This is a genomic window from Wolbachia endosymbiont (group A) of Aleiodes leptofemur (assembly GCF_964028465.1).
Classification (GTDB): Bacteria; Pseudomonadota; Alphaproteobacteria; order Rickettsiales; family Anaplasmataceae; genus Wolbachia; species Wolbachia pipientis.
The window spans coordinates 735,501-754,254 of record NZ_OZ034782.1 but is presented as its reverse complement, the minus strand read 5'-3'; the positions used below and the strand labels follow the sequence as shown (position 1 = coordinate 754,254).

Below are 18,754 nucleotides of genomic sequence, written 5' to 3'. Positions count from 1 at the left end.
TGTCTTGTAACGCTTTGTAAGCGCGTTCAGCTTATTTAGATAAAAATCTAGATGTAGATGAAGTTTTGTAAAGACATACAGTATCTATATACTGCAAAAAATTAAACATAAGACGCCGATACATTAAGTAATCCTTACCTTTTAATTTGCAGATTGGCGAAAGCAAATACAATAGCTTCACTGTCATGATAAAGGGGCTGGCAAAGCTTGTCAAGAAATTTTCTTATTTCATTTAAATTGCTTGTAACCTTCTTATACACTCATCTTTACCAAGAATCACCATGATATCAATGATTCCAGGTGCATCCATTACTCCAGTTATAGGGGCGCGTAATGAGTGGTATACATCGCTTATTTTCATATCGTGCAATTTTGCACATTCCTTGATCTGAGAAGATAAAAAACCCTTATTCCAATTTTCATCACCGATCTTTGACAGAAATGACGCGAGTAACTTGATTATATCGAGGTTAGATTTGACAATTTGCTCAGCCTCTTCACTTAAATCAAGTGGCGGATCTTGAATATAAAATTTTGCTAAATCCAATAATTCGGTCAGGTAGTTTGCTCTTTTTTTTAGCTCTGTCAGTCCCTGCAGTAAATAGCCCTTTTTTTTGTCAGTTAGAGTATTTTCTCTAAGCATTAGAGTCAGAATATCTTCATTGCTCATATTACTAATATAGTGGTTATTCAAATGCTCCAGTTTTTTGAAATCGAGCCGTGCAGGTGAACGACCAATACTTTCTAAATTAAACCACTCTATTGCTTGCTCATCGCTAATAATCTCATCGTTGCCGTGACTCCAGCCAAGTCTCAGCAAGTAATTACGCATCGCTTTTGGCAATATTCCCATCTTTTCATAATCGCAAACGCTTGTGGCACCATGCCTTTTGGATAGCTTATTCCCATCTTCCCCATGGATAAGCGGCACATGTGCAAAGCGTGGAATGTCAAAATCAAGAGCCTGGTATATTAGCAGATGTTTAAAGGTATTAGTGAGATGGTCAGAACCGCGTATTATATCAGTTATTCCAGCATCATGATCGTCAATTACGACAGCAAAAATATATGTTGGAGTGTTGTCAGAGCGTAAGATCACTATATCATCAAGCTGGTTGCTATTTACTTTGATTTGGCCGTATATTTTATCATCAATGACGATCTCTTGTGAGTCTGGCACTTTGAAACGGATAACTGACCTCACACCGGATGTCATTCCAGCGCGTGACCACATATTTTCTTCTGGATCCCAGTGTCGGCTACTTGGATGACAAGAAGGAGGTTTTGTAGTACATTTATGCTTGTATATCTTGCCCTCTTCTCTTGCTTTTATTTTCTTTTCTGCAACTTCATCCTCAGGGCAATAACAGTGATACGCCCTACCCTTCTCAACTAAAAGGTTTGCTACTTCTTTATGCCGCTCTATTCTTTTTGACTGATATACTATTTCCCCATCATAGCTCATACCGAGCCATCTTAGCCCTTCTATAATTGCATCAATTGCTTCTTTCGTTGAACGTTTTCTGTCGGTGTCCTCAATTCTTAGCAAAAACCTGCCACCATGATGCTTTGCATAGAGCCAATTGAATAAAGCAGTACGAGCTCCTCCAATGTGCAAAAATCCTGTTGGTGATGGAGCAAATCTCGTGACTATACCTGGCATATTTGTCTGTTACAGTAATGTAAATGATGATAGCTAAAATTTATGTTTGTAACAATTTAGAATTTATTTGTTCTGAGAGATAAAATTTTATTTATTTTTCATAAATTGTGTTGTATAATTTAGTATTGGTTGAATATAGCGAGGTGAGTTATGGATGGACTTGTAGATATAGCAAAATTGCTTTCAGATAATGAAGCTAATATCAATTGGCGTTACACCGGCCCTTTTGATAAAACAAAACAAAGAATTAGGGGAGATAATCTCCTGCATTTAGCTGCAAAAACAGGAAAGGTTGATAAGTTTTTATCTATTTTCAAGAAAAGTGTTGAAAGTAATGTTCATTTGTTAGAGTACAATAAAGATCATGAAAATCCATTTCATATAGCAGCAGAAGTGGGGATATTACCAAGTGTAGTAAAAGAAATATTCAAGCATTTGGAGTCTGAAAAAACTAACCCAAATTGTGATCCGAAAAAATTAGAAAATGTCAAGAATTATGTTAAAGAGGCATTGTGCAATAGATGTGCGCTAGATCAATCTAAAAAGACTCCTCTTGACTGGTTTAGTAAGACAGTCAAAAAAGAAATAAAAGAAATCGCAGGCATAAAAGACAGCTTCATATGTAACCAGAAGTTTCACCTGTGCTTATACATAATAGGAGCTATAGCGTGTATTGCTGCTTTATGTTTGTCTTTATACTTTTTATTTTTAGTTTCTCAATCTATGGCACTGACTACGATGGCTGGGATAATTTCTGGCGGGGCTGCGTATCTGTCAGGCAAAGTGTGTAGTGAGATACATGACTTGCATGACATGAGCACTCCAGTGGAAACTTTTAGTAGTACAGATCTTGCAAGGGTGGCTGTCTGATATATAACAAAAAGTTGCAGGCAATGATATAGAAATTTACTTTCTCAACTTAAGAAAGTATACTCATACGATGACGGAAAAGAAGTACAGTAAGATTTTAATAGCAAACAGAGGAGAGATTGCCTGCAGGATTATCAGAACTGCTCGTAGGATGGGTATATCTTGTGTATGCATATATTCGGATGCAGATGTAAATTCTGTGCATGTAAGACAAGCAGATGAGTCAAGATATATCGGCCCTTCGCCATCTTGCCTCAGTTACTTAAACATTGAAAAAATATGTGAAGTAGCAGTTGAAACAGGTGCTGAGGCGGTTCATCCTGGCTATGGTTTTTTAGCAGAAAATCCAGATTTTCCACGTGCTCTTCAAAAACATAATATAGACTTCATCGGCCCCAGTGCAGAAACAATAGAAGTTACAGCCAACAAAATAACAGCAAAAGAAGCGGCAAAAAAAGCTGGAGTGAATGTAGTGCCAGGATATATGGGTAAGATTAGCGACGCTGCCCACGCAGCTCAAGTTGCTGAAGAAATTGGCTTTCCGGTTATGCTTAAAGCTGCATCAGGCGGTGGTGGCAAAGGAATGCGAATTGTAAATTCCAAAAAAGAAATTGAACTAGCGTTCACATCAGCAACAAATGAAGCAGAGAAAAGTTTTAAGGATGGCAGTATCTTTATAGAGAAATATATAGAACTACCAAGACATATTGAAATACAAATCATAGCAGATAAATATGGCAATATAGTGTGTCTTGGAGAAAGAGAATGCTCGATACAAAGGAATAACCAGAAAATAATAGAAGAAACGCCAAGTCCATTCATTAGTGAAGAAGTAAGACAAAAAATGTATGTCCAATGTGTTTCTCTAGCAAAGCAGGTTGGTTACTTTTCAGCAGGCACTGTTGAGTTTGTTGTAGATAAAGACCAAAACTTCTATTTTCTTGAGGTAAATACGAGATTGCAAGTTGAGCATCCAGTAACAGAATTTATAACTGGAATAGACATAGTAGAAGAAATGATTAGAACTTCCTGTGGAGAGAAATTGAGATTCAATCAGGATGATATTAAACTTACTGGTTCTGCAATAGAAAGTAGAATTTGCGCTGAAGACCCATCGAAGAAATTTTTCCCTTCCAGCGGAAGAATAAAATATTACGATAAACCGGGTGAAAATGATTATGTAAGAATAGATGATGGAGTTGCTGCAGGTTCAGAAATTAGCATGTTCTATGATTCGATGATTGCCAAAGTGATAACATATGGAAAAGATAGAGTAAAAGCGATCAGCAGAATGCAAAAAGCATTGTCTGAATGCTATATAGAAGGAGTAACAAATAATATAGAATTTCTAGAATCCATCTTCCATCACCCAAATTTTATCGCAGCAAAGCTCCATACGAGATTCATTCCAGATCATTACCCTAGTGGGTTTCACGGCGATTTTGTTACAGAGGAGTATATTAAAATATTTATTTTCACTGCGTTATATGTTCATTTGGAAAATGAAGAAAGGTACCATCATAAAGCAGTGAATGAAACATCTCAGGTGTCATTCCAGTGCGTGACACTGGAATCTAGTAAAAAAGAAGGGGCACCAGTATCAGCTACTCGGATGGCAGGTGACCGTGCAAGAGATTTATTCATAGTGAATATAAATGACAATGAGTACTCCGTAAATGCAAAATACCAAGATAATATATTAATAACGGTATATAATCACAATAAATACTCCGTTATAGGCAAGTGGAAATCAAGTTATAGATTGCTATATATCACAATTAATGACGATACCAATATAGCACTTAAAATAGAAAGACAAGGCAGCAAGTACTTCATAAGGCATGCAGGCATGAAAGCTGAGTGTTGTATATTTAAGCCTCATGTAGCTGAATTAAGTAGGTTAATGCTAAATAATGAAACAGAAGGGATTTCAGCAGATGCTGTAAAATCCCCAATATCTGGTTTATTAGTTAAATTGCACGTAAATGTAGGAGATCAGGTGGAAATAGGACAACCTTTATTTGTGGTGGAGGCAATGAAAATGGAAAATATCATATGTGCTGAAGCAGCAATGGTGATAAAAAATATTCCCGTTCAAGAAGGAAAAAATGTGCAGATTGGTGATGTAGTCTGCTTTCTTAAATAACATAAGAAGTACAAACTTGACCCAAACAAGATAAATGAAAACACTTGATGAGCTATGGCAATGGCTATTGGTATGTGCAATAATAGAGTAATTACACCTAAAATGATCTGAATGACGACGGAGAGCAGCATAATATATACCGGTTTTATGCTAGCATTTTTTACTGTGAGTATTACTACCAAAGTTAGTATTAGCAATGCCAGTGCTCGATGTATAAATTGCACTGTCGCTCTGTTCTCAAAGATATTCAGCCATATAGGCTGTAAGAAAAATAAATCTTCTGGAACGATTTGTCCGTCCATTAGTGGAAAGGTATTGTAAATCAAACCAGCATTTAATCCCGCAACAAATGCGCCGAAAATTATTTGTATTACAATTAGAATCAGAATAAGTATTGTGTAATATATACTACTGTTAGTAGATTGAAATCCTGTCATCCGAGTAGCTGACACACAACTGTACGAACGCTTACTTTTGAAAATAAATTGCACAGCAAATGGTGTCATGAAAGTAGCTGACACTGGAATCCAGCTTTTACTATGCAGCCACTTATTTAAAGTTAAGTTTTCTGGATCCCAGTGTCTGGGCACTGGGATGACATCTTTCTTGGTGAAAATTACTCTTATACTGCAATGTTCGTATAGTTGTGTACGTAACACTGGGATCCATATTTGGTAATCAAAAAATTGATATGACAATAATGCAAAGATAATTAATGCTAATAATAAGTGAAGTGCAAGCCTATAGTGGCTAACATGAGGTTCAGTTACTAAACCACTTTTAACCATATACCAACCAGCAAAAGCTTGTAAAGCTCCAAATAATAATGCCACACATAGCTTTATTACTACCTTTTTAGATATTTTTCTTCTTAATATGAAATATATAAATGGCAGGACAAAAACTAAACCTGTTAGTCTTGCAACCAATCTGTGTACATATTCTATTAAGTATATAGCGCGAAACTCCTCCATACTAATACCATAGTTAAGTGCTTTATATTCAGGTGTAGCTTCGTATTTTAATTTTTCTTGTAGCCAGTCTTGTTCACTCAGTGGTGGTAATGTTCCAGTAATTGGTTTCCACTCCGTGATTGACAATCCTGCTTTTGAAAGTCTGGTAAATCCACCAATCCCTACCATGAGAATTACCATGACCGAGCAGAGAAAAAGCCAAATAGCTACAGGTTTTGCTTCCATAAACCATGCTGAGTTTTGTTCCATCGCTCAGGGTAAAGAATAAATTCCCATAAGGCAAGAAAAGCTGCAACACTATGTAGCAGACTATAGACCGGAAAAAATATCGATACTATATAAAAATAAAAAGGCATCTTTTGCTGTTTGACAGCTATTACCAAAAGAATCAGGTTAGTAACGTATACCACTACAAAGTAGTACAAAAATAATTCATTTAAAACTTTAGTTAATATCAATGAAAGCAGTAAAAATGGAGTAGTAAAAAATATAAAAGCTGCAGAGCCAACAAAAAGATTCAATAGCAAAATTCCCTTAAATCCAGTGTGTTTATAAAGTGACTTTATATTTTTTAAATAAACAATATAAGTTTGCATATAGCCTTTGATCCAGCGCGCTCTTTGCTTAATCCAAGCAAATACAGCAATTGGTGACTCTTCCAATGTTTCTGAGTCAATCATCCTGGTTTTATATCCCATTTGTGCAAGTCTCAAACCAAGGTCAGCATCTTCGGTAACACTATAAGCATCCCAGAAAAACACTTTTTTTAGAATTTTTACTGAAAAATGATTACTGCTACCACCCAAAGGCATCGGCATGTTCATTTTTTGGAATCCAGGCAATAAGTATTGAAACCAGTTCATATACTCCAGAGAAAAGAATTTTGTGAGAAAATTATAATCACAATTGTAGTAATTTAATTTCGCCTGTACACAGGCAAGCTTATCGTCGTCCTTATTAAATTCAATCAGTGCTTTTTTTAACTGCAATGGGTCTGGTTTATCGTCCGCATCATATATTACTGCATACTTTCCTCTAGCAAAGCTCATAGCATAATTGCATGACTTGGCTTTTGTTCTAGGCAAAGAATGAGGCACTTTTATTACTTCAAAATACTGCGGTAAAGTGTACTTTTCTATAGCTGCTAGCGTTTCTTGGTCATCACTTTCTACCTGAAGCTTCACATCTAATTTTGATTTTGGATAATCCAAACTTTCAATGCTTTCAACCAATTGCTCTATCACTGCACTTTCTTTAAAAGCAGGCAATAAAATAGTATATATAGGAAAATCTTCTTCACTCAGCTTACTATAATCCACTTTTTGGTTGGAGGTTTTACATAAGTTAAAAATTGTAGCTATAAACTTGAATAAATAGCTAGAACATCCGATTATAAATATCAACATCAAAGCAAAATATGTATATTTCTCTGTTAGTGTTAAAATTGAAGTTACAATAAAGAAAGAAGCAAAAAATATTGAGCTTAGTTTAATGCTTTTGGCTGAAAAATTAGGATTCTTGTAATATAAGTAGTTGCTTGCAAATTCTGAAATACCAAAGTGCGAGTTAAGAAGATTTAAAATCTGTTCGCTATCCACTTTTATTAATACATAGTCAATACCGTAATGAGCTTCGACCCAACGGTTGATATCTCGGCTTGTGTCTTCAACCATAAAAAAAGTAGTATTATTTAATTTTTGCCAAGGAATTATATTAAATTTATAGTAAAAAAGTTTCTCTGGCTCTTTGCACAAACTAGAATCAAACTTAATTTTTTCTACATTATCAGCTTGAAGTATAGGCAATTGTTGCATTGAACCTAATGCAATTTTTTATTTAAGTCACGTGAAAATGAAGATATGACCTCGCTACTACGCTTATCATCTTTACGTTCATGCATTATTTTTTTTACAGCATCAGCAGCTATATTCGCTGTGTTAGCCTGTAAATCTCCAAGAGCTTTTTCAACTTGGTCAGTGACTTTCTTCAAGTTAGAATGGGCATTGTCATCTAATGTCTGATCTAGCTGCTGTCTATTGTGCTTAATGATACTATTAGCTTTATCAAGTGCTTCATTCATCATTTTATTAACTTCTGCATCTAATTCTTTGTATTTTTTAGAAGATTTTTTGTAATACTCCAACATATCTTTCCTGAATTTTTCAGTTTCTTCACTTGAAAATTTGCTTTTGTTACGCTTATTGTTAAGCGCATTTTTTATCACTTTCTTTAGCAATTTATACGAAAGGACAAAACTTACCAAGAAGGCAAGACCGATAATCAGTGATGTAGACATAAAAACCCCTAAAATTCTTTGGACACCAAGTCAGCAATAAATTCCTCTTCAATTTCAGAATTAGTCAATTTAGTATAATAAATTAAAGCAATACTAGTAGCCATTTGTTTTAACTGATCAGTATATTCAGATTTAAATTCTGCCACTTTTTTTTCAATAAGCTTGCTCTTTTTTTTATCTTCCTCTTCTAATATATTCTTAACATTAGCTCTCATTTCTTCTACCTGAGCAAGTGCATCATCTATGATTTTTTTTGCCTGTATTCTAGCTTGGGTTAAAGCTGCGTTATACTTGGTAATCTGATCTTCCGTAAGTCTTAAAAGATGAACAGAACTATTAAAAGAACCCAATACTTCTTTACTTCTAGTGCTTATTATTTCATCTAACTTTGGCAAAAATAAACAACTTACTACGAAAAAAAGTGAAGAGAAAAAAATTAAAAACCAAAAAACTTGAGAAAAGAAGGTTGAAACATCAAGCTGTGGCATCTGTTAAGCAGCAAATATTAATAACATTGCAAGTACAAACGCAAGCAATCCCATGATTTCAACCATGGCAGCACCAATATAAACATAACTTTTCATTTTACCTTCTGATTCAGGGTTTCTCGCAATCCCATTTAACATAGCAGAGAAGATATTAGCTATACCTAAACCAGCGCCGAGCATTCCAAACACAGCTAAACCAATTGCTATAAATTTTAAAGCTACTAAATCCATATATTACCTTTAATTATTTCTTTATAATATAATTGTAAAATATTCTACAAGGAAGTCAATTACTTTACTGCATCTGACAAATATACACATGTTAATATAGTAAATATATAAGCTTGTAAAATTGCAACAAATACTTCAAATCCTATCAATGCAATTATGAACAAAAACGGCGCAGGAGTGAAAAATATGTTCATATTTACAATAAACCCTGCTATCACTTTGATGATTGTATGACCAGCAATCATATTTGCTGCAAGCCTTATTGATAGGCTAACCGGCCTTACTAAATAAGCAAACAACTTAATAATAATTATTATAGGTGCAAGCCACGAAGGAGTTCCTTTTGGTAGCAATATGCGTAAAAATTCTACTCCCCTTTCTTTAAATCCAACAATCGTTATATAAATAAAAACCACCATCGATAAAGCGAAGGTGACTATCACATGACTTGTGACCGTGAAACTATAAGGAAGAACACCAACTAAATTACACGATAAAATGAAAATAAACACTGTAAATATCAATGGAATGTGCTGCAAGCCTTTGCTTCCAGTGTTATTTTCTATTATTGAAATAACAAAATCATATACATACTCAACTGCAGCTTGCAAATATCCTGGTATTACTGCCCCCTTCTTTATTCCAAAAAGCAAAAAGAGTATCACCAATATCACCGAAATCATCGTGAAAAGAGATGAATTGGTAAAGCTTACGTCATACCCAAATAACCTAGGTAACTCTATTACCGTATATACTTTAAACTGTTCCAGCGGATTTAATGCCATTTTAATCTGAATTATAAACAGTAAATAAAGTATGAATTTTATAGGACAAAGTCAAGAATTAAGATAAAGCTCTGTATTATTATAACATTAACATATTAACAAAATATGTAATTAGAATGTTAATTACAGTCAGCTCTGTATTTTAAAATTTACTAATCTTGTTAAATTATTCAATATCTTGACTTAATATCTTATTTTGATTATAATTTAATTTTTAGTGAGGTATATAATGAACGAAATAGATTTTATTAACACTAATCATCCTTTAAATTTGGAGCAGGAATTTGGTAACGGATACATCGAATCAGTAGATTGTTTCCTTGACGAAGATACTCGCGATTATTACATAGGACTCAACAATGCAATAATACACTTCTTTTTTGATGGTAACATTGATGAGGATGCCTGGGATTATGAAAGTCTTAAATTCTTTCTGGAGATAGATTTAAAAGGTGATATAGAAAAAATTCTTTCTCTTCGCAAGAAGATATAAAGTTACAAAAGCTTCTACATCATAAACAATGATGTAGAAGTATTCCACTACAACAAGCTTTAAAAGCACTACATTTTATATTACAATAACTTTTTTGTTTCTTGTTAGATCGATGAAATTCACGTTATCTTGGTTACTGGAGTATTTAGAAACCAATGCTAGTTTAGAAGAAATTACCGATAAATTAACTCACATAGGGTTAGAAGTAGAAGATGTGATCGACAATACCAAATTAGCTGGTTTTATTGTTGCAGAAGTATTAGAGGTGATACAGCATCCAAATGCTGATAAATTAAAATTATGTAAAGTAGATGACGGAAGTAAAATTCTACAAATAGTTTGCGGAGCAAACAATGTTAGAGAAGGTATGAAAACTGTGCTTGCATCTCTTGGTAGCACATTGCCAGAAAGTGATTTCACAATCAAGCCTACAAAAATACGAGGAGTGCTAAGTGAAGGGATGCTCTGCTCTGCTTCTGAACTTGCGTTGGTTCAAGAGGAAAGTGAAGGAATAATCGAGCTTTCCGATGATTATAAAGTAGGGGATAAATTTTTCAATTGTGACCCTGTAATTGATATAAATGTTACTCCAAACCGTGGAGATTGCTTAGGCATTTATGGAATAGCTCGCGACCTTGCTGCAACTGGAATTGGAACATTAAAGACTTTAAGCATTCCACAACTTACCAGCTCCATAAATTCACCAATCGATGTTGAAGTTACTGACGGGGAAAGTTTTATTAGTGGAATATACATCGCCAATGTAAAAAATCAAGAAAGCCCAAAATGGTTAAAAGATAGGCTGGAATCAATAGGAATGCGCTCCATTTCTGCAATAGTTGATATCACGAACTATATTATGATATCTTTCAGCCGCCCAATGCACGCGTATGATGCAAAAAAAATAGAAGGAGAGCTTGTAGTACGCAAAGCAAACGACGGAGAAAAATTTGCTGGTTTAAACGGTAAAGAATACTTATTAAACAAAGACATGAGCGTTATTTCTGATGATAAAAATATTCATGGAGTTGCTGGAATTATAGGTGGTAAGTGCAGTGAATGTACTCTTGAAACTACCAATATTTTTTTGGAATTAGCTTTGTTCGATCCAATCTCTATTGCTAAATCCTCAAGGGAGCTGAGCATCTCCACAGACGCTAGTTACAGATTTGCACGTTCAGTTGATCCTGGATTTACTTTTGATGGACTCAACCTTGCAGCTAAAATGATTCTGGGCTTATGTGGTGGAGAAACCTCAAGCGTAGTGTCTGCTGGCAGTTTAGATAGTGCTGACACCAAGGTGAGCTTTGATTATCAGGATGTGAACAAGTTTGGAAGTGTGTCTGTATCGCCTGATGAGGTGCTTGATATCTTAACGAAACTAGGGTTTAGTATTGATAAAAAAACCGAAGGCAATTGGAATGTACAAGTACCAAGCTGGAGACCGGACGTGACAATACCGGTTGACCTAATTGAAGAAGTAACAAGAATATACGGCTATGACAAAATAAAAGAAGAACCACTACCAAATAATGTTGAAGAAGTAGATAGTACATACGACAATTTGCGCATTTTGATGACAAATAGAGGGTTTCATGAAGTGCTAACCTGGTCGTTTATGAGTGAATCAACAGCTGAAAAATTTGGTTACTCGAATAAGTTATTTATCATCGATAATCCGTTTAACAATAACTTTAATATGATGAGACCAAGTATTATGCCAAATTTATTGCAAGTCACTGCTGATAATATTGCCCATGGAGTACCTAATCTTGCAATCTTCGAAATTGGGCCGATTTACGATGGTGAAGCTCAGTCTAAACATGTTTTAAGTGGAATAAGAACAGGGAATAATTTACCGCGAAACCATTATAATACTGATAGGAAAGTAGATGTTTTTGACGCAAAGGCTGATTGCATAGCAGCTTTGGAGTGTTTTAACGTCAATTGCGATAATTTAACGATAGAGAGAGCAGAAAAAGAACATTACCACCCAGGAAAGTCAGGCACTCTCTCTTTTAAGAATAAAGTAGCAGGTTATTTTGGAGAGTTGCATCCTAATATATTAGATCTTTTTGACATCAAGCAAAAAGTTGTAGGTTTTGAGGTGATATTAGAAAATATTGAAAATTTACCTGTAAGTAGAAAGAAATTTATCGATTATAAATACCAAAGTGTAAAACGTGATTTTGCATTTATTGTAAATAAGGATGTGAAAGTAGGTAACATAATCAATGTGGTAAAAAAAAGCTCAGAGCTCATCACAGAAGTTTTGATATTCGATGTATACCATGGAAGTAACATAGAGCCGAACAAGATGTCTATAGCATTATCAGTTACTTTCTGCTCTCCAACTCACACTTTAACTGAAAAGGAAATCCAAAAGGAATCAAATATGATAGTTAACTTAGTGTGTGAAAGTACAAAAGGAACTTTGAGAGCTCATCCTTAAGCTGTAATCACAGTTTCCTGCCGTTGCTGTGTTACTCTTACTTCATCCAATCTATTTCCAATATTGAATTCAATATCCTTAAAAAATCTATCCCACATTCCACGCAAATGCTCTTCTACTTTAGGCCATATATCATTTTTAAATGTTTCTCCATCATCAGAAAATAAATTACCTAAAAAGGCTCCAACACCTTCATAATTTGACTGAAAACATTGAAGAAATGTCTCTACTTCCTTATGAGTATCATGTGCCACACTCAATGCTTTTCCTTCTGTGCTCCTATCCCCGTATATTGCAACGGCAAGACCTGTTTTAATATATCCCAAGCCTGTCTGAATAGCTCTTATAGGTTGCAACCATGAACTCTTATCGCTTTTTGGCACATTATTTATTATATTTTTCACCAGTCTGTCTATCAAAGGAGACAATAAATTTTGACTAAAATGTTTGATATTATCTTTTGTTTTAATTACAGGATATTTGATGCATCTTTCTGCTAAACAGTACTCCAGTTCCGCTTCCTCTAACAACTTCTTAACTGCTTCTTCGTTAAAAGTTTCACGCTCGAACTCCTTCAGTAAATCATCCTCTATTATTGCAAACTTTATTTTTTCGCGAGATTCTAGTTCTTCTCTGTAATCATTTGTTGTTTCTTCATTTATTAACAATCCTTTTTCTTCTAATTCTAACTGTTTTAATGCTTTCAGAATTTCTTGGTTATTTTTTAAGTGCTTTTGTATTAATTCTGTATCTGCTCCTTTTCTATTTTGCTCATCTTCTAAGTACTTATTCAAATCCTCATTTCTTTCTATTATTTCTCTCAATAGTGTAGGTTGTTCCAAGCATTTTGCAATTTCTGCTCGATGCGCACCAATCCTTTCTATTAGACTTGGCGCATCTTCTTTTAATAGGTCGCATAAACCTTTCATAGACTTTGCTTGACCTCTAAATAAATTTAGCATTTTACACTTTGTTACTTCTAAATACATCTTTTCTACAAAGTCATTTATTTTAGCTGAAGCTTCCTTTTCTAAATCTTTAAGCTGCTTCCCTAAGCTTTGCTTCTCCTTATCTGGTATATCTGATTGACTTAACTTACTTTCAGCTCTCTTTATCACTGATTTTACTAGCCTTTGCTCAACCTCTTGATTATCATACTCGAACTTAAAAAGATCTTCTAATTTCCTCTTTAAATCATTGTTTATTAAGTTGTTTTTTCCTTCATCATATATATTTTTCAATTCTCCATGTATCCTAACATATCTTTCTTCTCCTTCTTTTTTTAAATCTTTAATTCTTTCTTTAGCATTATTTAGAGCTTCTTCTGTTTCTTTAGGATATATATCTTTACATATATCAATTACTTTCCTTTCAGCTATGTCATCTTCTTCTATGAACTGTTTCCACCTTGCTTTAAGCACAAGAAGCACATCATCACTTATATCATCTGCGTTATCAAGCAACTCCATTATATCATCACCTAATAGCAGTTCTTTTAGATCTTTTATTATCATTTCTTTTTCACTTGGCAATTCCTTACCTTGATTCTCCAATTCTTGTCTTACCAAAGTATTTCTTATCTCATCTTCCAGCGAAAAATCTTCTCCCCGTCTATCTCGCTGAAACTTAATTGCTTGTATAAAGGCAACTTGATAAGCACTTTGTATTAAGTGACTTGTCAAATTAGGACCTATACTATCTACCACTTTCGACTTGAATTCGTTCAATAATTCCTTCAATTTATCATATGTAATCTCTTTCTTTTCTAGCTTTATCAGTTCTTCCAGAGTCTTCGCAAATTCTTGAATAGAAGTTGCAAGGACATCCTTGATTTCATTACGTAAGGGCTTAAGACCATTTTTTAAATCGATGCTAGTTGACAATTTCAGTACGATATTACGCTCTGCATCCTGTGTCACACTAAACCACTTATTATTTTCATCTTCACATAAATCTCTAAGTAATTGTTTAAATTGTGGTGGAAATTTTATTTCCATATCACATGCAATGCTTGTACTAGAAACTTCCTTTTCATGAAAAGATACCTCGATATTTTGGTGCTTATTAGAGTACAGTCCCATACTTATTTTAAGCACAGTAACTAAAGAATGAGATAGCTCTCTATTTAAAAGATAGAAAGTAGCCAAAACAACTGTTGCAGGAACAATTAAGGCTACAAGCACAGTTACATTAACAAAGATTGCTATTGCAGCAAGAGCGCCATATGCCAATCTTTTTGGCACGCCAGTTTCACTCTTTTTTGTCTTATCTTCCCCTACACTGTCTTGTGTCTTGCTGTTTGCTTGAAATCTACTGCATACGACTAATCCCAGTGCAGTAAAAGCAATATAAGGAAGCATTAAAACTGACAGAGCTAAATTTAATATTTTCTTTTCTGGGCAAGTTCTATTTATTTCCTTAAATATTTCGCTTGATATATTATACCAGGAAGTAAAAAAATCAGAGTTATAATCTTTATAATGAAATATACTGAGTGGAACGTTAAAATTAGCTAACGGCTCTTGTTCTTCCACAGCATCAAAAAATTCTTCTTCCTCTTCTGAAGTAGCAAGACCTAAATTATTCCCTTCTTCTACATTAGAAACAGCTTCCATAGCATCAAAAAACTCTTCTTCCTCTTCCAAAGCAACATTGGAAATAGATTCTACTTTACCTAAACCATCACTATTGTTAACAACTTTTTCATAATCATCTGCAACAGCCTTATTCATATTATAACCTTACCTCAAGTAACCTAAGTATAGCATAAACAATGACAACTTTCAACTACTGACAATCTAACTTAATACCAACTATCAAATTTTGGTACTCCTTAGAATAAAAGTTAGTTCCAATTTCTGTATTAATGTCCAAAGATAAGGCAAGGGTCTGCTCTTTTATATATTCAATCCACGTATTTATTGCTTCCTTAATTTTCTCATCTTCTGTTTTGATTATTACTCTGATTCTATCGGACATATGAAAATCAGCTTGTTTCCTGGTTTCCTGAATGAGCCTCACAACATCTCTTGCAAGCCCTTCTAGAATCAATTCATCATTTAAAGTGGTGTTCAGAATCACAATCCCTTTGTTGTTATCAAACACGGAGGAAAATTCACTGTTTGCTTTTAATAATAGTTCATATTCGCCTTTTTCTATAACATAGTTCTCTGTTTCATCTCCTAAAAATATTGAACCTTTTGCGGAACCTTCTGTCATTCCAGCGCGTGACGCTGGAATCTGCATCTGGATCCCAGTGTCAAGCACTGGGATGACGTCGGAGTGAGTTTTTTTAACTTGCCACCATTTCCCCTCTTTGACATATTGAACTAGTTTCTTAATTTTGTCTGGAATTCTTTTCCCAAGCATAGGAAAGTTTAGCTTTAATTCTAGTGACGCAATATCTTCAAGTTTGTTTACCAACTCTAGTTTTTTTATATTCACCTCATCTTTTATCATCTCTTGATATTCATTCATGCTTGGTGTCATTCCAGCACTTGACCATTTCTTTTCTTTCTGGATCCCAGTGTCAGCTACTCGGATGACGGGAGAGAGCTCTGGGATGACGGGAGAGAGCTCTGGAATGACAGAGGGTTGTGTATCGTCAAGAAAACCGCAGGAAGACTTATGATAAATCGTCATACTACTAAGTGGCTGTCTGATGCGTATATTAAAAGTGTTTCTAATAGAGAGTGCAGAGTTACATATCTCTCTCACTAGATCCATTTTGGCAATGAGCTGACTATCAAACTTCTCTAATTGTGGGAAATCAGCCAAATGAACAGATGTTTCTTCATACTTAAGCCCTTGCCACATATTCTCTGTTATAAGTGGCAACAAAGGGGCTGCAGCTCTTAGTATGTAATAAAAAACCGTATATAGAACATTATAAGCATCAGTTTTATCCTGATCCAAATCACTTTTCCAAAAACGCTCGCGACTGCGACGAATATACCAATTATTTAGCACTTCAAAAAAGTTCATCAAAATTTTGCAAGCCTCTTGGGAATTATAGTTGTTCATAGAAGCTTGTATGCCATCTACAGCTTCAAAACATTTGGAAATCATGTAGCGATCAATAGTACTTTGATAATCCTTACAAACTTCAGCTTTAATTCCATCTGCATTTGCATACATGGTAAAAAAGTGATAACTGTTCCAAATAGGTTTTATTACGTTTTTCAAAACATCTCGTATTGAGTTTCCTTCTTTATCGAGTAGCAAATTACCACCACAAACAATAGATCCAGAAAGCATAAGAAAACGCAGTGCATCAGAACCGTATCTATCAAAAACCTCCATTGGATCTGCATAGTTATTCAAACGTTTGGACAATTTTTGCCCTTTTACATCCAAAACAACACCGTGGCATATGCAGTTCTTAAATGGTTCACTGTCAAACAAAGCAGTAGACAATACAAAAAGTGTATAGAACCAACCTCTGGTTTGTGCTATGTACTCGGTAATAAAATCCGCAGGAAAGTTATTCTCAAACCGTTCCTTATTTTCAAATGGATAGTGGACTTGCGCAAATGGCATCGAGCCAGATTCAAACCAACAGTCAAATACGTCAGGCACACGACGCATAATCGATTTTCCTGTTGGATCATCAGGATTTGGTCTTGTTAAAGTATCGATAAATGGTCTGTGCAAGTCATCTATTTTAACATTAAAATCTCGCTCTAGTTCTTTTATTGAACCGTATACATCTACTCTTGGATATCTTGCATCATCTGATTTCCATACGGGAATTGGAGTACCCCAAAATCGATTGCGTGAAATTGACCAATCGTGTGCCCCTTCAAGCCATTTTCCAAATTGACCATCTCTAATGTGGTTTGGTATCCAATTAACTCTCTTATTTAGCTCTACCATTCTGCTTTTGAATTTTGTAACGGCAACATACCAAGAAGGCATAGTGCGATAGATCAAAGGAGTGTCAGTTCTCCAGCAGTGTGGATAATTGTGAATATATTGCTCAGTCTTAAACCAACTTCCCTGCCCTTTCAATTTTTTTATTACTGTATCATTGGCATCAAAAACATGAACCCCTGCCAAATCTGAAACTTCAGCAGTAAATTTTCCACTGTTATCAATTGGACAAATAACTGGAATATCATGGCTTTGGCAAAGGTAAAAATCTTCCTCACCAAATCCAGGAGCAGTATGCACAACGCCAGTACCGTCTTCTTCCGTCACATAATCAGCAATAAAAACGCGAAATGCATTTTTTGTGTCTTTAAAATAGTCAAACAGTGGTTTGTAAGAAAGACCTGCAAGATCATTCGCTTTAAGTTTTATATTGCAGTTTTCATATGGAATATTGTTTTGTTCAGAGTGGCTGATAAATTTCTCTAAGTAGCTTTCAGCAAAAATGTATATTTCACCATTCATTGAACTTCCTTCACTACTCCCTGTCATCCCAGTGCCCAGACACTGGGATCCAGAAATAGATTCCAGCGTCACGCGCTGGAATGACATCAAAGGGTGGACTGACACTGCACAATACTTAATATCTTTTCCTATTGCTAAAGCCAAGTTGCTCGGCAACGTCCAAGGAGTTGTAGTCCAAGCAAGTAATTTACACTTTCGTTTAACACTTTTAAATTGCTGTGGGTTTTCTAAAAGCTCAAATGCAACAGTTACAGCTTTGCTAACTTTTTCTCTATACGCGTTATCAAGCCTTGTTTCGAAATTAGATAATGGAGTTTCGCATGCCCAGCTATATGGTACAACGCGCACTGATTCATACACCAGACCCTTATCATAAAGCTGCTTGAATGCCCACATGACCGACTCCATGAATGATTTATCCATAGTCTTATAGTCATTGTGAAAGTCTACCCACCTTGCTTGCCTATTTACATACTTCTCCCACTCTGATGAAAATTTCATCACAGAAGTACGGCAATGATCGTTAAATTTATCTATACCAAACTTCTCTATCTCAGTTCTACCAGATATTCCAAGTTCTTTTTCTGCACCCATCTCAGCCGGCAATCCATGGCAATCCCAGCCAAATCTACGTTCAACCCTTTTTTGAAGCATAGTTTGATATCTTGCAAATGCGTCTTTGATGAAACCAGTGAGTAAATGTCCATAATGCGGAAGTCCATTTGCAAACGGAGGCCCATCGTAAAAGACAAAACAATTATCCTTGGAACGTTCTTCAACTGACCGCTCAAAAACTTTGTTTTCCTGCCAAAATTTTATGATTTCCTTTTCTAACGATAAAAAATCAGGACTACTTACTGTATCAGGATAATGCTTTGACTTCATGTTCGCTATGTAAAACTAAAGAATATAGGGCTTTCTGAAAAATTACAAATTCAAAAATATTTCCGTAGCTCACACCC

General features: G+C 34.9%; 13 protein-coding genes. 4 read left to right on the top strand and 9 right to left on the bottom strand.

Annotated elements, in window-relative coordinates; genetic code table 11:
- Positions 1-232 precede the first annotated feature (232 nt).
- Positions 233-1,663: a glutamate--tRNA ligase gene (gene gltX / locus ABWU67_RS04070; protein ID WP_341822115.1), complete on the bottom strand. Its 1,431-nt coding sequence runs from the start codon at positions 1,661-1,663 to the stop codon at positions 233-235.
- Between the two features lie 150 nt (positions 1,664-1,813).
- Between gltX and ABWU67_RS04065 the strand changes: the two genes are divergently transcribed.
- Both ABWU67_RS04065 and ABWU67_RS04060 read left to right on the top strand, forming a co-directional pair.
- On the top strand, positions 1,814-2,533 hold the full coding sequence (locus ABWU67_RS04065; RefSeq protein WP_353281728.1) for a hypothetical protein: 720 nt from the start codon (positions 1,814-1,816) through the stop codon (positions 2,531-2,533).
- Positions 2,534-2,603: 70 nt separating this feature from the next.
- Entirely contained in the window at positions 2,604-4,679 is a 2,076-nt protein-coding gene (locus tag ABWU67_RS04060; protein ID WP_353281726.1) for an acetyl-CoA carboxylase biotin carboxylase subunit, read from the top strand.
- Here ABWU67_RS04060 and ABWU67_RS04055 read toward each other — a convergent pair.
- Genes ABWU67_RS04055 through ABWU67_RS04030 form a run of 6 tightly spaced genes read right to left on the bottom strand, consistent with a single transcriptional unit; the run spans position 4,628 to position 9,453 of the window.
- Complete coding sequence (locus tag ABWU67_RS04055) at positions 4,628-5,902, bottom strand: COX15/CtaA family protein (RefSeq protein ID WP_244663076.1); 1,275 nt, start codon at positions 5,900-5,902, stop codon at positions 4,628-4,630. The genes ABWU67_RS04060 and ABWU67_RS04055 overlap by 52 nt on opposite strands.
- Positions 5,860-7,458: a glycosyltransferase family 2 protein gene (locus tag ABWU67_RS04050; protein ID WP_353282232.1), complete on the bottom strand. Its 1,599-nt coding sequence runs from the start codon at positions 7,456-7,458 to the stop codon at positions 5,860-5,862. The genes ABWU67_RS04055 and ABWU67_RS04050 overlap by 43 nt, the downstream gene beginning before the upstream one ends.
- A 14-nt stretch (positions 7,459-7,472) precedes the next feature.
- Positions 7,473-7,949: a hypothetical protein gene (locus tag ABWU67_RS04045; protein ID WP_065094793.1), complete on the bottom strand. Its 477-nt coding sequence runs from the start codon at positions 7,947-7,949 to the stop codon at positions 7,473-7,475.
- An 8-nt stretch (positions 7,950-7,957) separates the two neighbouring features.
- Complete coding sequence (locus ABWU67_RS04040; RefSeq protein ID WP_010962584.1) at positions 7,958-8,437, bottom strand: ATP synthase F0 subunit B; 480 nt, start codon at positions 8,435-8,437, stop codon at positions 7,958-7,960.
- A 3-nt stretch (positions 8,438-8,440) separates the two neighbouring features.
- On the bottom strand, positions 8,441-8,668 hold the full coding sequence (locus tag ABWU67_RS04035; RefSeq protein WP_006014985.1) for a F0F1 ATP synthase subunit C: 228 nt from the start codon (positions 8,666-8,668) through the stop codon (positions 8,441-8,443).
- A 59-nt stretch (positions 8,669-8,727) separates the two neighbouring features.
- Positions 8,728-9,453, bottom strand: coding sequence for a F0F1 ATP synthase subunit A (locus ABWU67_RS04030; protein WP_155968396.1), 726 nt, complete (start codon positions 9,451-9,453; stop codon positions 8,728-8,730).
- 217 nt (positions 9,454-9,670) lie between these two features.
- On the opposite strand from ABWU67_RS04030, the gene ABWU67_RS04025 reads away from it, so the two are divergent.
- The gene (locus tag ABWU67_RS04025; protein WP_007548632.1) at positions 9,671-9,946 is read left to right on the top strand and encodes a hypothetical protein; all 276 of its coding nucleotides are present in this window, start codon (positions 9,671-9,673) and stop codon (positions 9,944-9,946) included.
- Between the two features lie 112 nt (positions 9,947-10,058).
- A complete protein-coding gene (gene pheT, locus ABWU67_RS04020) occupies positions 10,059-12,398 on the top strand; it encodes a phenylalanine--tRNA ligase subunit beta (protein ID WP_353281724.1) in 2,340 nt (779 codons plus the stop codon).
- Here pheT and ABWU67_RS04015 read toward each other — a convergent pair.
- Together ABWU67_RS04015 and ABWU67_RS04010 are read right to left on the bottom strand one after the other, a co-directional pair.
- Positions 12,395-15,130 carry a hypothetical protein gene (locus tag ABWU67_RS04015; protein WP_353281722.1) on the bottom strand — a complete coding sequence of 912 codons (2,736 nt, stop codon included), beginning with the start codon at positions 15,128-15,130 and terminating at the stop codon, positions 12,395-12,397. The two genes, pheT and ABWU67_RS04015, sit on opposite strands and share 4 nt — an antisense overlap.
- Before the next feature lie 55 nt (positions 15,131-15,185).
- Positions 15,186-18,677: a class I tRNA ligase family protein gene (locus ABWU67_RS04010; protein ID WP_353281720.1), complete on the bottom strand. Its 3,492-nt coding sequence runs from the start codon at positions 18,675-18,677 to the stop codon at positions 15,186-15,188.
- Positions 18,678-18,754 lie beyond the last annotated feature (77 nt).